This is a genomic window from Pseudogemmobacter faecipullorum (genome assembly GCF_020539525.1).
GTDB classification, from domain to species: Bacteria; Pseudomonadota; Alphaproteobacteria; order Rhodobacterales; family Rhodobacteraceae; genus Pseudogemmobacter; species Pseudogemmobacter faecipullorum.
This window is the reverse complement of the sequence record NZ_JACDXX010000001.1, coordinates 282,706-297,822: the sequence shown is the minus strand read 5'-3', so window position 1 is coordinate 297,822 and position 15,117 is coordinate 282,706. Positions and strand designations below refer to the sequence as shown.

At 65.9% G+C, this 15,117-nt stretch carries 16 protein-coding genes; 8 read left to right on the top strand and 8 right to left on the bottom strand.

Going from position 1 to position 15,117, the window contains the following annotated elements; genetic code table 11:
• The first annotated feature begins 4 nt into the window (after positions 1-4).
• Both H0485_RS01340 and H0485_RS01335 read left to right on the top strand, forming a co-directional pair.
• Positions 5-811 carry a GFA family protein gene (locus H0485_RS01340; protein ID WP_226933524.1) on the top strand — a complete coding sequence of 269 codons (807 nt, stop codon included), beginning with the start codon at positions 5-7 and terminating at the stop codon, positions 809-811.
• A gap of 113 nt (positions 812-924) precedes the next feature.
• Entirely contained in the window at positions 925-1,578 is a 654-nt protein-coding gene (locus H0485_RS01335) for a pseudouridine synthase (RefSeq protein ID WP_435531459.1), read from the top strand.
• Positions 1,579-1,635: 57 nt separating this feature from the next.
• Here the strand turns inward: H0485_RS01335 and H0485_RS01330 are convergent, their stop codons facing one another.
• From H0485_RS01330 to H0485_RS01320, 3 genes are read right to left on the bottom strand one after another with little or no spacing between them, the layout of a single operon-like run.
• Positions 1,636-2,178, bottom strand: coding sequence for an NADPH-dependent FMN reductase (locus H0485_RS01330; protein WP_226933523.1), 543 nt, complete (start codon positions 2,176-2,178; stop codon positions 1,636-1,638).
• A gap of 12 nt (positions 2,179-2,190) precedes the next feature.
• Positions 2,191-2,898 carry an LrgB family protein gene (locus H0485_RS01325; RefSeq protein WP_226933522.1) on the bottom strand — a complete coding sequence of 236 codons (708 nt, stop codon included), beginning with the start codon at positions 2,896-2,898 and terminating at the stop codon, positions 2,191-2,193.
• Complete coding sequence (locus tag H0485_RS01320) at positions 2,895-3,266, bottom strand: CidA/LrgA family protein (RefSeq protein WP_226933521.1); 372 nt, start codon at positions 3,264-3,266, stop codon at positions 2,895-2,897. The genes H0485_RS01325 and H0485_RS01320 overlap by 4 nt, the downstream gene beginning before the upstream one ends.
• A gap of 219 nt (positions 3,267-3,485) precedes the next feature.
• Between H0485_RS01320 and smc the strand changes: the two genes are divergently transcribed.
• Both smc and H0485_RS01310 read left to right on the top strand, forming a co-directional pair.
• Complete coding sequence (gene smc, locus H0485_RS01315) at positions 3,486-6,941, top strand: chromosome segregation protein SMC (protein WP_226933520.1); 3,456 nt, start codon at positions 3,486-3,488, stop codon at positions 6,939-6,941.
• 2 nt (positions 6,942-6,943) lie between these two features.
• A complete protein-coding gene (locus H0485_RS01310; RefSeq protein ID WP_226933519.1) occupies positions 6,944-7,291 on the top strand; it encodes a hypothetical protein in 348 nt (115 codons plus the stop codon).
• 75 nt (positions 7,292-7,366) lie between these two features.
• Here the strand turns inward: H0485_RS01310 and H0485_RS01305 are convergent, their stop codons facing one another.
• From H0485_RS01305 to cbiB, 4 genes are read right to left on the bottom strand one after another with little or no spacing between them, the layout of a single operon-like run.
• The gene (locus H0485_RS01305) at positions 7,367-7,915 is read right to left on the bottom strand and encodes an MOSC domain-containing protein (protein WP_226933518.1); all 549 of its coding nucleotides are present in this window, start codon (positions 7,913-7,915) and stop codon (positions 7,367-7,369) included.
• Positions 7,912-8,862: a glycosyltransferase family 2 protein gene (locus tag H0485_RS01300; protein WP_226933517.1), complete on the bottom strand. Its 951-nt coding sequence runs from the start codon at positions 8,860-8,862 to the stop codon at positions 7,912-7,914. Before H0485_RS01300 ends, H0485_RS01305 begins: the two co-directional genes overlap by 4 nt.
• A complete protein-coding gene (locus tag H0485_RS01295) occupies positions 8,859-10,082 on the bottom strand; it encodes a lytic murein transglycosylase (protein WP_226933516.1) in 1,224 nt (407 codons plus the stop codon). Before H0485_RS01295 ends, H0485_RS01300 begins: the two co-directional genes overlap by 4 nt.
• Positions 10,083-10,091: 9 nt before the next feature.
• Positions 10,092-10,991, bottom strand: coding sequence for an adenosylcobinamide-phosphate synthase CbiB (gene cbiB, locus H0485_RS01290; protein WP_226933515.1), 900 nt, complete (start codon positions 10,989-10,991; stop codon positions 10,092-10,094).
• A gap of 208 nt (positions 10,992-11,199) precedes the next feature.
• Between cbiB and H0485_RS01285 the strand changes: the two genes are divergently transcribed.
• Positions 11,200-11,553, top strand: coding sequence for a hypothetical protein (locus H0485_RS01285; RefSeq protein WP_226933514.1), 354 nt, complete (start codon positions 11,200-11,202; stop codon positions 11,551-11,553).
• Positions 11,554-11,674: 121 nt separating this feature from the next.
• On the opposite strand, the gene H0485_RS01280 is transcribed toward H0485_RS01285, so the two are convergent.
• On the bottom strand, positions 11,675-12,847 hold the full coding sequence (locus tag H0485_RS01280; RefSeq protein ID WP_226933513.1) for a MalY/PatB family protein: 1,173 nt from the start codon (positions 12,845-12,847) through the stop codon (positions 11,675-11,677).
• A gap of 142 nt (positions 12,848-12,989) precedes the next feature.
• Here H0485_RS01280 and def (H0485_RS01275) point away from each other — a divergent pair, with 142 nt between their 5' ends.
• The 3 genes from def (H0485_RS01275) to fmt all read left to right on the top strand — a co-directional run bounded on the left by def (H0485_RS01275) (position 12,990) and on the right by fmt (position 14,973).
• Complete coding sequence (gene def / locus H0485_RS01275; protein ID WP_226933512.1) at positions 12,990-13,505, top strand: peptide deformylase; 516 nt, start codon at positions 12,990-12,992, stop codon at positions 13,503-13,505.
• Positions 13,506-13,579: 74 nt separating this feature from the next.
• Positions 13,580-14,083 carry a peptide deformylase gene (gene def / locus H0485_RS01270; RefSeq protein ID WP_226933511.1) on the top strand — a complete coding sequence of 168 codons (504 nt, stop codon included), beginning with the start codon at positions 13,580-13,582 and terminating at the stop codon, positions 14,081-14,083.
• Positions 14,080-14,973 (top strand): methionyl-tRNA formyltransferase, encoded by an 894-nt coding sequence (fmt, locus tag H0485_RS01265; protein WP_226933510.1) that lies wholly within the window; start codon positions 14,080-14,082, stop codon positions 14,971-14,973. The genes def (H0485_RS01270) and fmt overlap by 4 nt, the downstream gene beginning before the upstream one ends.
• Positions 14,974-15,117 lie beyond the last annotated feature (144 nt).

The following is a 15,117-nucleotide window of genomic DNA, read 5'->3' as shown; positions in this document are numbered from 1 at the left end:
ATGCATGCGCGGATCCTGTCTTTGCGGCCATGTGGTTTTTGAGGCAGATCCGCCGCTGCGCGATGTGGTGGCCTGCCATTGCAGCCAGTGCCGCAAGGTCTCCGGCCACTACTGGGCCGCCTCTGCCGTGGTGATGGGGCGCTTTCGTCTGATTGAGGAGCGGGGCCTGAAATGGTTTCGCTCTTCTGAATTTGCCCGGCGCGGCTTTTGTGGCGATTGTGGTGCGGCTTTGTTCTGGCAGCCTCTGCCCGGGGCTGATCCCTCCTGGTCCCCCGAGGGGCCGGCGATGCATTTCGCCCCCGGCGCGCTGGAGGGGGAGGCCGGGCTGAAGCTGCAGGCCCATATCTTCAAAAGCGATGCCGGGGATTATTACCGCCCCGAAGGCCCGCCGCCTGAGCCGGTGCTGCCCGGGGCCGGACGGGTGCAGGGATCCTGCCTTTGCGGCGCAAACCGCTTTTCGGTGCCCGCCCCTCTGGGGGAAATCTGGGCCTGCCATTGCGGCCAGTGCCGCAAGACCTCGGGCCATTACGCGGCCTCTTTCGCGGTGGCGGAAAGCGCGGTGCAGTGGCAGGCGCAGAAAGACCGCAGCCATCTGGCCTGCGGCGGCGGGCGGCGCGGCTTTTGTGAGGATTGCGGCTCCTCTTTGTGGTTCCGCGCGGCGGACGGCAGTTTCTCGATGGAGGCCGGTGCTTTCGACGCGCCGACCGGCGGGCAGCTGGTCGCGCATATTTTCATGGCGGATGCCGCGGCTTATGACCGCCCGGATGACGGATTGCCTGCCTGGCCTGGCTGGGAGGAAGACGCGGGCTGACCCTTTCCGGCGCGGCAAGCCCGCGGCCATGAACAGGGCTTGCTGAGGCCATGCTCATGACCATATCAACCGGCATGAAGCTGCGGCCTGCCTCCCCGGAGATCTGAAGTTCTGTGATACCTGATTTCGTCTATAATCCGCCTGATACCCCGCTTGCCGTTCTCTATGAGGACGCGCAGATCCTGGTGCTGGATAAGCCATCGGGGCTGCTCTCGGTGCCGGGCAAGCTCGAGGGGCGGCAGGATTGCCTGCTCACGCGGCTGCAGGCGGAATACTGGGGCTCGCAGCTGGTGCACCGGCTCGATTGCGATACTTCGGGGGTGATGATCTTTGCCCGCAACAAAAAAGCCCAGGGCTTCCTCGGCCAGGAGTTCGAGAAACGCCGGGCGCGCAAATCCTATGTGGCGCGGGTCTATGGTGAGATCGAGGGCGAGAGCGGCCATATCGATCTGCCGCTCTGTGCCGACTGGCCGAACCGGCCGCGCCAGATGGTGCATCCCGATCTTGGCCGCCCGGCCCAGACCGACTGGGAGGTGATCGGCCGTGCTCCGGGCGAGACCCGGGTCCGGCTGTTCCCGAAGACCGGGCGCAGCCATCAGCTGCGGGTTCATATGCTGGAACTGGGCCATCCGATCATGGGCGATCCGATTTATGCCAGCGGCCCGGCGCGTGCGGCGCCAAGGCTGATGCTGCATGCGGAATGGCTGGCGCTGGCGCATCCTGAAAGCGGTGCGGCGATCGAGTTCCGCGCCGAGCCGCCGTTCTGAGGCGAAGGGCGGGGGCTTTGGCCGCCGCCGCCCCGAGCATATTTGCAGAAGCGGAAATCAGGCCGAGGCCGCCTCGCGCAGCTTGCCCATCAGCGTGTCGAGGGCCTTCTGATAGCGCGCGTCTTTCAGTTTACCCGCCTCGTCAAAAGCATTGCTGCTGTCAGCGACGCAGACCTCGGGGCCGCTCAGCAGATGCGGCTCAAACGGCGTCATCATCAGCCGCAAAGCGAATTGCGAGCGATCCCCGCCCGCGCGCCCCCCGGCGGCCGAGATGATCGCCACCGGCTTATCGGCCCAGGGGTTGCCCTTGATCCGGCTGACCCAGTCGAGTGCGTTCTTCAGCACCCCGGGCGGGGCCTTGTTATATTCCGGGGTCGAGATCACCACCGCATCCGCTGCCCGGATCTGGTCATAAAGCGCCTGAACCGCAATCGGGATACCCTCAGAGCTTTCGAGATCACCATCGTAAAGCGGCAGGCGCAGATCGGCCTCGAGCTGTCGGGCCGGGCCAAAAGCCGCGCGGGCCTGGGCCAGCAACAGCCGGTTGGTTGAGCCCGCGCGCAGGGCGCCCGAGAAGCCAAGCAGGGTCAGATCAGACAAGAGAACACTCCTTCATAGAACCAGATGCAACAGGATTGGCACGAGGATCGCGGTCAGCATAGCGTTAAGACCCATGCCCAGCCCGGCGAAGGCCCCGGCGGTGGGATTGACCTGAAAGGCGCGCGCGGTGCCAAAACCATGCGCAGCAACGCCGGTGGCAAAGCCGCGCGCGCGCCAGTCTCGGATGCCGAGCGCGTTCAGCAAAGGCGTGGTAAAGGCCGCGCCGACAAGGCCGGTCATCATCACCATCAGCGTGGTCAGCAAAGGCGAGCCGCCATTCTGCTCGGAAATGCCAATCGCCACCGCCGCCGTGGCCGATTTTGGTGCCAGTGAGGCCAGAATGGCGGCATCGGGCAAAAAGGCGCTGGCGATCAGCAGGGCGCTGAGCATCGCGGTCACCGATCCGGTGATCAGCGCGGCAAGCAGCGGCAGCGCCACCGCCCGCACCCGCTGCAGATTATCATAAAGCGGCAGGGCGAGGCAGACCGTGGCCGGGCCGAGCAGGAAATGCACGAATTGCGCCCCTTCGAAATAGGTCTCGAACGGAGTCGCGGTAGCGCTGAGCAGCAGAGCCAGCATGATCATTGCCGTCAGGCCGGGATTGACCAGCGGCGAGCGCCGCAGCGCCTGAAACAGCGCAAGACCAAAGCCATAGGCCACCAGCGTGGCGCAGAGCCAGAGCAGCGGATCGCGTGAGAGATAGGACCAGACCTCAGTCATGGCGCCTCATCGTGATTGCCGGTGAGTCTCGCAACCAGGGTGAAGCTCAGCGCGCCGACGGCAATTGCCGCAAGGGTGGAGACCAGCACCGCCAGAACCAGCGGCCAGGTCGCCGCCCCCAGCTTTGGCAGCTGCAGCGCCGCGCCGACCCCCGCGGGTACGAAGAGCAGCATCATATTGCCGAGGATGGTCTCAGCCACCGGGCGCACGGCGTTTCGCAGCCTTTCCGAGACCATCAGCCCGGCCAGCAGCAGCCCCATCCCGGCCACAGGACCAGGCAGCGGCAGGCCGAGACTTCGGCTGACAATCTCGCCCGCGAGCTGACAGCACAGCAGCGCGATTATTGCGACAATCATCGGCGGGATCATTGCGGATCTCCTCTGGCGGGGGCAGCAGTTCTGCTGCGTCAGAGCAGCGCAGGCATAGTCTCTGCTCTGCAGCAGCCGGGCGCAAGTCCAACAATATCCTGGGGATAAGACAAGGATAACGGCCAGATACGGGTAGAGAGCCCGGCGGCTTGCATTGACTCGGCCTGGCTGTGGGGCGACCATAGGCCCCGGTTTAACGATTCAGACGCGAGAGGGCGATTGCGTTTCACAAAGCTCAGGCTCAACGGCTTTAAAAGCTTTGTCGACCCCACGGATCTGGTGATCCATGAGGGGCTGACAGGCGTGGTCGGCCCAAATGGTTGCGGTAAATCTAATCTCCTCGAGGCTCTGCGCTGGGTGATGGGCGAAAACCGCCCCACCGCGATGCGCGGTGCGGGGATGGAGGATGTGATCTTCAATGGCGCGGCCACCCGCGGCGCCCGGAATTTTGCCGAAGTGGCGCTGGTGCTCGATAATTCGGACCGGCTGGCCCCTTCGGGGTTCAACGATCAGGATCAGATCGAGATCGTGCGCCGCATCACCCGCGATGCCGGATCGGCCTATAAAGCCAATTCTAAAGATGTACGTGCCCGTGATGTGCAGATGCTGTTTGCCGATGCCTCGACCGGCTCGCACAGCCCGGCGCTGGTGCGTCAGGGCCAGATCTCTGAGCTGATCAATGCCAGGCCCAAGGCGCGGCGCCGGGTGCTGGAAGAGGCGGCCGGCATCTCGGGCCTTTATGCCCGCCGCCATGAGGCCGAGCTGAAGCTCTCGGCCACCGAGACCAATCTCAACCGCGTCGATGACGTGCTCGAGCAGCTGGCGCAGCAGCTTTCGGTGCTGACCCGCCAGGCGCGGCAGGCCGGGCGCTACCGCGAGATTTCCGAGGAGCTGGGCCGGGCCGAGGGCATGCTGTTGTGGCGGCGCTGGCATGAGGCGGATCAGACCCGGATTGAGGCCGAGGAGGGGCTGCGCGCGCGGCTGGTGCAGCAGGGCAAGGCAGAAACCCTGTCGCGCGAGGCAGCGAAGGCGCGCGAAAGCCAGGAGGCCGGTCTGCCGGCACAGCGCGAGGAAGAGACCATCGCCTCGGCGATCCTGCAAAGGCTGATCCTGCAGCGCGACCAGCTCGGCGATCAGGAAAAGCAGGCCCTGGCCAAGATCGAGACGCTGCGCGGCCGGATCGCGCAGCTTGGCAATGATATCGAGCGCGAAGCCGGGCTGAACCGCGATGCCGGCGAGGTGATCGAGCGGCTGCACTGGGAAATTGACCAGCTCCAGGCGGCCCATGACGGCTATGACGAGCGGCTGGAAGAGGCTCTCGAGGCCTCGCGTGAGGCCTCCTCGGTGCTGACCGATCGCGAGACCCTGCTGAGCGAGGCGACCGAAGACGCGGCCCGTCTGGCGGCGCGGCATCAGTCGGCGGCGCGGATGGTGCAGGAAAGCCGCGCGGCGCTGGAACGGACCGCGAGCGAAGCGGGCCGGGCGCATGCGGCGGTGGATCAGGCCGGAGAGGCACTGCTCAGCGCCGAGGAAAGCTTTGTCGCGGCGGGCGAGGCGCGCGAGGCTGCCTCGGAGCTGGTGGAGCAGACCGAAGAGGCGCTGTCTCTGGCCGAGGAGGCCCGTGCCGAGGCGCAGAGCCGTGAGGCTGCGGCCCGGGCTGCGCGCTCGGAAGCCGAGGGCGAGGCGAGTGCTTTGCGGGCCGAAAAGGCCGCGCTGGCCCGTCTGGTTGAGCGCGAGACCCTGGCCGGGCATCAGATTCTCGACCGGCTTGAGGTTGAGCCGGGCTATGAAAAGGCACTGGGCGCGGCGCTGAGCGAGGATCTGCGCGCCCCGGAAGTGGCGGCAGATGCGGCGACCGGCTGGGCATTGCTGCCCGGATATGACGATCCGCAGCCCCTGCCTGCCGGGGTCGCGGTCCTGTCTGACCATGTTGGCGCGCCCGAGGTGCTGGCGCGGCGTCTGGGCCAGATCGGCCTTGTCAGCCGCGAAGAGGGGTTCCGTCTGCAGCCCGGGCTGCAGCCCGGCCAGCGTCTGGTCAGCCGCGAGGGCGATCTCTGGCGCTGGGACGGCTTCCGCGCCGGGGCCGAGGATGCGCCTTCGGCAGCAGCGCTGCGGCTGCAGCAGCTGAACCGGCTGCAAAAGCTGAGCCAGGACCTGGAGGAGGCCAGCACCCGGGCCGAAGCCGCGACCGGGGCGCATGAGGCGCTGCTGGCGCGGCTGCAGCAATTGGCCCGGGCCGATCAGCAGGCCCGCGATGCGCGGCGCGCGGCCGATCAGCGCCTCGCCGAATCCGACCGGGCTTTGTCGAAATCCGAGGCGGAAAAGACCCTTGCCGCCGGCCGTCTGGAGGCCTCGCGGATTGCGGTGGCGCGCTATGAGGCCGAGGCCCTTGCCGCGCAGGAGCGTCTGGCCGGGGCCGAGGCCGGGGCGGCAGAGCTGCCCAATCTCGATCTGGCCCGCATTGCGGTGGAAAACGCGCGCATGGCGGTTGAGGGCGCGCGTATTGCGATGATGTCGCGCCGCTCGCATCATGATGAATTGCGCCGCGAGGGCGAGGCGCGGGTGCGCCGTCGCCAGGAAGCAACCAAAGAGCTTTCGGGCTGGCGGCACCGGCTCGAGACCGCCGGGCGCCGCGCCGAAGAACTGGCCGAGCGCCAGGGCGAGACCGAGGAAGAGCTGGCCGAGGCCTGCGAGGCCCCCGAGGAGATTGCGGCCCGGCGCGAAGAGCTGGGCGAGGCGATCTTTGAGGCCGAGGAGCGGCGGGCAAAGGCGATGACTGCTCTCCAGGCGGCCGAAGCCGCGCTGCGTGAGGCGCAGATGCTCGAGCGCGACAGCGAGCGGCTGGCGGGGGAGGCCCGCGAGGCCCGGGCCCGGGCCGAGGCCCGGCTCGAGGCGGCGCGAGAGGCGGTGTCTCTGGCGGCGAACCGGATTTCGGAGGAGGCCGACCGCACCCCCCAGGAGCTGCTGATCTCGCTGCGCAGCGAGCCGGAGAAGATCCCCGGGGTTGAGCTGCTCGATCAGGATGTGCAGCGGCTGAAACGCCAGCGCGACGCGCTGGGCGCGGTCAATCTGCGCGCCGAGGAAGATGCGAAGGCCGTTGACACTGAATATACCCAGCTCGCCACCGAAAAGGGCGATCTGGAAGAGGCGGTCAAACGGCTGCGCGCCGGGATCCAGGGGCTGAACAAAGAGGGCCGTGAAAGGCTGCTCACCGCTTTCGAGCAGGTGAATGCCAATTTCTCGACGCTGTTCACCCATCTCTTCGGCGGCGGCGAGGCGCGCCTCGTGCTGGTGGAATCCGATGATCCGCTGGAAGCGGGGCTCGAGATCATGTGCCAGCCGCCGGGCAAACGCCTGGCGACGCTGTCGCTGCTTTCGGGCGGGGAGCAGACGCTGACCGCGCTGGCGCTGATCTTCGGCGTCTTCCTCGCCAATCCGGCCCCGATCTGCGTGCTCGATGAGGTCGACGCGCCGCTTGATGATGCGAATGTGACCCGCTTCTGCGACCTGATGGATGAGATGACCCGGCGCACCGATACGCGCTTCCTCGTCATCACCCATCATGCGGTGACCATGGCGCGGATGGACCGGCTCTTTGGCGTGACGATGCAGGAGCAGGGCGTCAGCCAGCTGGTTTCGGTTGATCTGCGCAAGGCCGAGGAACTGGTGGCCTGAGGATGATTGCCGATCTGCTGCAAAACGCCGGCTTTCCCGGTGTCGAAAGCGAGGCCGGGGTGACCTGGGCCAGGCTCTCGCCCGCCGGACCGGAGTTTCGCGCCGATCCGGCGGGGCAGGCGGCTATCCTGACCCTGCTCTGGCCGGTGCGGCTGGATGCGGCGGTGGTTGCGGCCTGGAATGCAGCCCATCCCGGGGCGATCCTTGATCTGGCAGGCGGTGAGGCCCGGCTGCGCCTTGGCGTTGAGACCGCGGCTGATCTGGCAGAATGGCCGGCCCTTGCCGAGGCGATGATTGCCACCTGTCTGGCGTTTCGCCGCGACCAGCGCGCCCGCGGCGAGGGCTTCTGAATGCCGCCTTTTCTGGTTTCATCTGTCTGAAAATATCCCCGGGGTCCGGGGGCAGCGCCCCCGGCCTGCGGGCTTTCAGCGCGATAGCACCCTGATCTCATCGCCGCGCCGCACCACGCCATCCGCGATCACCGCGCAGAGGATACCGCGCAGCCGCAGCGGCAGATGGTCAGCGATATTCACCCAGGCATAGGCATCCTCACCATAGCGCGCCTTCCATTTCACGCAGGCATCATTGAACACATCCGAGACCTGAATGCGGGCGCTGCCGATCTGTAGGACCGAGCCGACCGGCAGATTGGCCTCAGAAGTATCGAGATCGGCAATCACCGGATCGCCGGGATGCAGCATGGCGGCGCGGTCGGGCCGCACCAGATCATGCACCCGTGAGGGCAGAAGCGAGACCTGGATGCCGGGATGGGGCGAGCCATCGGCCAGCTTCATCCAGGGTTCGCTCAGCCAGCGCTCGCCGGGAATGCCTGCAGCGCGGGTCAGCACCAGCTCCTCGCGCTCCTCGCGCAGATTGCGGCCGGGACGGAACATCAGGATTTCCGCCCGGGTCACATCCTTCGGCGCGGCGGCCACATGCGGTAAAGCGGCGCATAAATCCTCCATCGCGATCATTGACCCTCTCCTCTCTTCCAGGTGGCAATCCGCGCGGTCAGGCGCAGGTCAGTTTCGACCAGCCGTCCGGCCTCGCGCAGGGCGCGGGCTTTCTGCGGCGTCAGTATCTGGGTTTCGTCGTAAAAGGCAGCAATCTCTTCGGGGCTGGCGCTGCTAAGAAACAGCTGCAGCTGCGGGTGGTACTGATAGGCGCCGCGCGTCAGCCGGAAGGGCAGGGCGCGCAGCCAGGCCGCGCGGTCCTGGGCGTGGAAATGCAGCAGCTGCAGGCCGGGCTGAAACGGCGGGCCGGGCAGGCGTTCGCCGGCCATGAAGGCGCCATGCAGTCTCGGCGACAGGCCGGGGATGCCACAGCGGAAGAAAGCCTTGCCGACCGAATGCGACAGCATCGCCTCGGGCAGGTAAGCGGCATAGGGCCCCATCACCAGGCTGCGCAAAGCCGCATGCCGGGCCTTCAGCGCGCCGCGAAACTGCCGGGCGGTAAAAATGTCATCGGCGAGGCCCGGATCATGCAGCGCCTCAAAGGGCTCGGCGCGGCACAGGATCTGGTCCTGTGGCAGCTGGCCGAGGATCTGCCCTGGCGCAGGCGAGGCCAGCAGGAGTTCATCGCCGTCAATATGGCCCAGCCAGTCCAGGCGCGAGGCGCGATAGGCATGGGCGGCGTTTTTCGACTGGCGGTTCTGATGGCGGTCGGGCCGCCCTTTCAGCCGCGCCCAATGCGCGCCGTCGCAAGCGATCAGGCTCAGCTCCCGCGGCCCGGCCAGCCTGCGGCAGATCTCACGGGCGGGATCCTCTGGCTCATCAAAATACAGCGATATATGGGCCGCCCCCTGATCAAAATGCCAGGTCAGAAAGGCCAGCAGCTGCTCGGCCGGGGCTTTCACCGTGGCCACCAGGCCGAAGGCAGCCGCGCCGCGCGATAGAGAGGCTGGCGCGGCGCTCCTGGTCACAGCAGCTCCAGCAGATCCCGGCCCGGCCATGAATCGGCGGGCAAGCCAAGGCGAAGCTGCTCCTCGCGCACCGCGCGGCGGGTGCCGGCGCCCAGCACCCCGTCGATCCTGCCGACCTCATGGCCGAGGGCCTGCAGCTTGCGCTGCAGCGACTGCATCTCCTCCAGCGTCAGCAGCGGTTCCGGCGCGCCTGCCAGTACCGGCTCGGCCCCGCCAACCAGGGTGGCGAAATAGGCGGCGGTGGTCACATAGGTCAGGCTCTGGTTCCATTCGAGCAGCACCCGGAAGTTCTGGAAGGCGAGGAAGGCCGGGCCCTTGCGCCCCTGGGGCAGCAACAGCGCCGCCGTGAGGGAATCCGGCAGGGTGGTGCCACGCCGGGGCGCGACCCCAAGCGCCGCCCATTGAGTCACCGGCATGTCATTTTCCAGCCCGCTCAGCGACCAGTCGAAGGTTTCGGGCAGCACCACTTCGACCAGCCAGGGCTGACCGGCCTGCCAGCCGTGATGTTTCAGCATATTGCCGCCCGACATCAGCGCATCCTCGGCCGAGGTTTTCAGCCGGACATGGCCATCGCTGTCGCCGTCAACTCCGCGTGCCAGAATATCCTCGGGCAGCATCTGCACCATGCCGATTTCACCGGCCCAGGCCCCCGTTGTGGAGACCGGCAGATCACCGCGTGCATGGAGTTCAATCGCCGCCATCACCTGGGGCCGGAACATCTCCGGACGGCGACAGTCATGGGCGAGGGTCAGCAAGGCATCGCGGGTGTTATAATCGCCCTGGAAGCTGCCGAAATCGGTCTCAAAGCCCCAGATTGCCAGCATCAGCTCGCGCGGGACGCCATATTGCGCCTCGACCCGGGCGAGGGTGGCGGCATGGGCTTCGCCCGCCGCCTGCGCTTTGGGCAGGCGGGTATCGCCGATCAGGTCCTGGGCAAATTCAAGGAAGGGTTTGCGAAAGATCCCCTGGCGGCGGTCGGCTTTCAGCACGGCCGGATCAGGCCACGCCCCGGTCAGCCAGCTGTCGGTCGCGCTGGCGGGCTGCCCCTGTTCTTTCGCTTCGGCAGCTATGCCATCGAGAAAGGCCCGGAAATCGCCACCGCAGGAGACAGCAGAGGGGGCGAGGGCCACAGGCGGATCGGACAGAGCGGTCTCGGCCCGGGCTGAGACCGTCGGGGCGAGCAGAGCAGGCAGGGCCAGCAGAAGGGGGAATAATTGCATAGCGCGAGGCTAGAGCAGCAAAAGCCCGAGAGCAATCATCAGCATCAGGCCCCAGGCGCGCCATAAAGCCCGGACCGCAGCGTCAATATCCTCGGGCCCCCCCTCGCGCCGCCCTTCGGGCCAGACCCAGGGAAAGCTGCGCATGATCCCATTGTAACTGCGCGGCCCTGCGAGCGCGAGATTGAGCACCGGCGCGAGCGCCGCCTCGGGCCAGCCCGCATTCGGGCTGCGGTGTTTTGGCGCATCGCGCAGCACCGGCCGCGGATCGGTCCAGCCCGAGCTGAGGCAGAGCAAGAGCGCAGTCAGCCGGGCCGGGATCAGATTGAGCAGATCATCAAACCGCGCCGAGGCCTCGCCAAAGGCCTGATGGCGTGGCGTCATATGGCCGATCATCGAATCCGCTGTATTGACGATTTTATAGATCAGTATGCCGGGCAGCCCGCCGATCGCGAACCAGAAGGCCGGGGCGATCACCCCGTCTGACAGGTTCTCGGCAGCAGATTCCACCGCTGCCCGGGTGACATCGGCCTCGCGCATTTCTGCCGTATCCCGCCCGACGATCATCGCCACGGCGCTGCGGCCCTCGGGCAGGGAGCGGCGCAGGGCCGAGGCCACGGCGCTGACGTGATCGGCCAGGGACCGCTGCGCCAGCAGGATCGCCGCCAGCAGCACCTCAACCACCGGCGCCCAGGGCAGCTGGCCGATCAGCCAGCCGAGCCCGCCCGCGCCCGCAACGAGGGCGATCAGCAGGATCAGCCCCTTCAGCCGCCGTGCTTCGCCCCGGTTAAACCGCCGGTCGGCGGCGCCGATCAGCCGCCCCATCAGCACGGCCGGATGCGGGATCCTGTTCCAGAGCCAGCGTGGCTCGCCAAAAAGCGCATCAAGGATCAGGGCAATGACCAGCGACATAGAGAGCCTTTCCCGGGGCGAATCGTGCTTTGTGGCACGCGTCTAAGGCCTGGCTTCTGTTACGGTGCCGGGCAAGGGAAAATACGGGGAACTTCCGCCGGGCCGGAGTCATTAATCTGCAACAGAGTTTTGCGAAAACAGAGAGATGGAACAAACGACTCCGCATCAGGTGAAGCCTGGAGCACTCTGAAATGAGGGGAGGAAGACCATGCTGGAATATCTGCCACAACATCTGCGTGACCATCTCGAGGCGGCGCATCGCCGCCGCACCCGCCGCAAATCCAGGCTTCGGGTTGAACTGGGCGATGCGGTCTTCCCGCTGACCCGGTTCTGGCAGGACGGCTTTGCTCTGGAGGCGCGGCTCGCGCCCGCCCGGATGCGCGGTCTGGTGGATGTTTACGATGGCAGCCGGCATATTTTTCAATGCCTGATCGTCGCCTCGGAAACCGAAGAGGGCGAGCTGATCTGCCTGTTTAAACGTGCCACGCCGGTCGCCAGCCAGCCAGCGCTGGATTACTGGCGCGATGAGAATGCGCCGGTGGGCTATCTGCCGAAAATGTAGAGGGCAGGCGAGGGGGCGCTGCCCCCTCGGACCCCGGGATATTTTCAGATAGATGAAAACAGCGGGCCTGCATCTGTGCCTGAAAAGCCCTGCCAGAGGCCCCGGCCAGCGGCGCTGGTCTTCACTGAAGATCGGCAAAGGCCTGCTGCAGCCGGGCAATCGCTTCGGTGATATGGGCGCGGGGCGCGGCGATGTTAAAGCGCAGGAAGCTTTCGCCGCCTTTGCCGAAACTGTCACCGTGATTGCTGGCAATCGCGGCCTGGCCCTCGATCCGCTCCAGCAGCTCGGCACGGCTGAGGCCGGTGCCCGAGAAATCGACCCAGGAGAGATAGGTCGCCTCCAGCGGCATCGAGCGCACGCCGGGCAGGGCATTCATCGCCGCATCAAACAGCCGGCGGTTCTCATCGAGATAGGCGATCAGCCGGTCCAGCCATTCAGCCCCCTCGGGGCTGGCGGCGGCGGTGGCCATATGCAGGCCAAAGCTGTTGGGCGAAATACCCAGGGCGTTCATCCGCGCGGCAAATTCCCCGCGCAGTTTCGCATCCCCGATGATCACATTGCCGGTATGGGCCCCGGCGATATTGAAGGTTTTGGTGGTGGAGGTCAGCGTGACCAGCCGCTCGCGGATCTGCGGCGCCTGCTTTGCCAGAACGTGATGCTGCTGGCCGGGGAAGACCAGATCGGCATGGATCTCATCCGAGATCAGGATCAGATCATGGCGGGCGGCGAAATCCGCAATGGCCTGCAACTCATCCTCTGACCAGACCCGGCCGCCGGGATTATGCGGCGAGCAGAGGATCAGCATCTTCTCGCGCCCGCTCAGCTGCTGATCCCAGGCCTCAATATCCAGCGCATAGCGGCCCGCCTCATGGCGCAGCTCGCATTCGACCAGCGCGCGGCCAGAGGCGCGGATCACCCGGGCAAAGGCATGATAGACCGGGCTCATCACCACCACCCCGTCGCCCGGCGCGGTCCAGGTATCGATACAGATCCCGACTGCATTGACGAGGCCATGGGTGGTGAAGATATGGGCCGGGTCGATCTCCCAGCCATGGCGGGTTTTCATCCACCACTGAATGGCGGCGAGATATTTGCTCTCATCGCCGAAATAGCCATAGATGCCGTGATCGAGCATATCCTGCAGGGCGCGCTGCACCGCTGCCGGTGGGCGGAACTCCATATCGGCGACCCACATCGCAAGGCCGCGATCGGCCGGGATGCCGTAAAGCGCTTCCATCATATCCCATTTGACACAATGGCTGCCGAGCCGGTTGATGGTGCTGTCGAAATCCATGACCTGCCTTTCGTAGCATATCTCCAAGCGCTAACCGGCTTTGCACCGCGCATCAATCCCGGGTGGTTCGCGGCATGGGCTGCAGGGGGCGGCAGAGATCTGTCCTCTTGGCAAAACCGAGGGCTTCGCCTAAATCCACTGCATGCTGCGCCCCATTCTCATCCATCCCGATCCCCGTCTGAAAAAGCTCTGCGATCCCGTGACCGAGGTCTCGGATCAGATCCGCAGGCTGGCAGATGACATGCTTGAAACCATGTATGATGCGCCCGGCGTCGGGCTGGCGGCGCCGCAGATCGGGGTGATGCAGCGCGTGCTGGTGATGGATTGCGTCAAAGAGGGCACGCCGGAACCGATGGTGCTGATCAATCCCGAGGTGATCTGGTCCTCAGAGGATCTGAATGTCTATGAAGAGGGCTGCCTCTCGATCCCGGATCAATATGCCGAGGTGAGGCGCCCCGCCAGCGTGAGCGTGCGCTGGACCGGAATTGACGGCAAGGTCGGGGAGCGGATGTTCGAGGGGCTCTGGGCCACCTGCGTGCAGCATGAAATCGACCATCTGAACGGCAAGCTGTTCATTGATTATCTTGGCCCGCTGAAGCGGCAGATGATCACCCGCAAGATGGAAAAGCTGAAGCGCGAGCGCGCGCGTCAGGGCTGAACTTTCGGAAGGGGGGCGTGACTTTGCGCCCCCTTCGCTTTAAGGCTCCGCGCTTAAGCTGACGGAGTTTTGCCATGGCGCCTCGCCTCTGTATCCCCTATCCGCATCCGGTGCTGAAAGCCCCGGCGGCCGATGTGCCTGAAATCACCGATGAGGTGCGGGCCATCTGGCGCGATATGGTTGATACGATGGAGGAGATGCCGGGCTATGGCCTGGCGGCGGTGCAGATCGGTGTGCCGCTGCGTCTGGCAGTGGTTGACTGTTCGGAAGCGCGCGGTCAGGCGGTGCTGATGGCCAATCCCGAAGTGCTGCATGCCTCGGTCCAGCCGCGTGAGCATGAAGAGGCCTCGCCCAATCTGCCCGGCGTTTCGGCGGTGATCTCGCGGCCGCGCGCGGTCACGGTGCGCTTCCTCAATGAAAAGGGCGAGATGGAGGAGCGCGATTTCGTGCATCTCTGGGCTACTTCAGTGCAGCATCAGATCGATCATCTGGCGGGGAAGATGTATTTCGACCATCTCTCGCCGCTGAAGAAAAAAATGCTGCTGGCCAAAGCGCATAAGCTGAGGAAGCGCGGATGAAAGTTATCTTCATGGGCACGCCGGATTTCTCGGTTCCGGTGCTCGAGGCTTTGCATCAGGCCCATGAGGTGGTTGGCGTCTGGTCGCAGCCACCGCGTCCGGCCGGGCGCGGCAAAGAGCTGCGTAAGACCCCGGTTCATGCCCGGGCCGAAGCGCTGGGGCTGACGGTTTATACGCCTGAGCGGCTGAAATCCCCCGAGGATCAGGCGGCGATTGCGGCGCTGGGGGCCGATGTGGCGGTGGTGGTGGCTTACGGCCTGATCCTGCCCCAGAGCGTGCTGGATATGCCGGCAAAGGGCTGCCTGAACATTCATGCCTCGCTGCTGCCGCGCTGGCGCGGGGCGGCGCCGATCCACCGCGCCATCATGGCCGGAGATGCCGAGACCGGGATTTGCATCATGCAGATGGAGGCGGGGCTCGATACCGGGCCGGTGCTGCTGCGCGAGGCAACCGCAATCGGCGCGGAGGAGGTTACTGCGGGCCTGCATGACCGGCTGTCACAGATGGGGGCGGCGCTGATCCTGAAAGCGCTGGAGGATCTGGATCAGCTGCAGCCGGAAGCGCAGCCGGAGGCGGGTGTGACCTATGCCGCCAAGATCGACAAAGCCGAGGCGAGAATCGACTGGAGCCGCCCGGCAGCGGAGATTGACCGCCAGATCCGCGGTCTCTCGCCTTTCCCGGGCGCCTGGACCCAGCTGGGGGGCGAGCGGGTAAAGCTGTTGCGCTCGCGCCTTGCGCCGGGCGGGGGCGCGCCGGGAGAGGTGCTGTCGGGCTTTACCATCGCCTGTGGCTCGGGCGCGGTTGAGGTGCTGGAAGCGCAGCGCGAGGGTAAAAAGCCGATGGCGGCAGCGGAGGTGCTGAAGGGCCTGATCCTTCCCGCCCGGCTTTAACCAGGCGAGGGGGCGCTGCCCCCCGGACCCCGGGGATATTTTCAGACAGATGAAGCAGAGAGCAGCTTTCATCTCTCTGAAAATATCCCCGCGAGAGGCTTCTGCCGCAGCCAGAGGCGCTGAAGCCTTTCCTTAAGCCAGGCG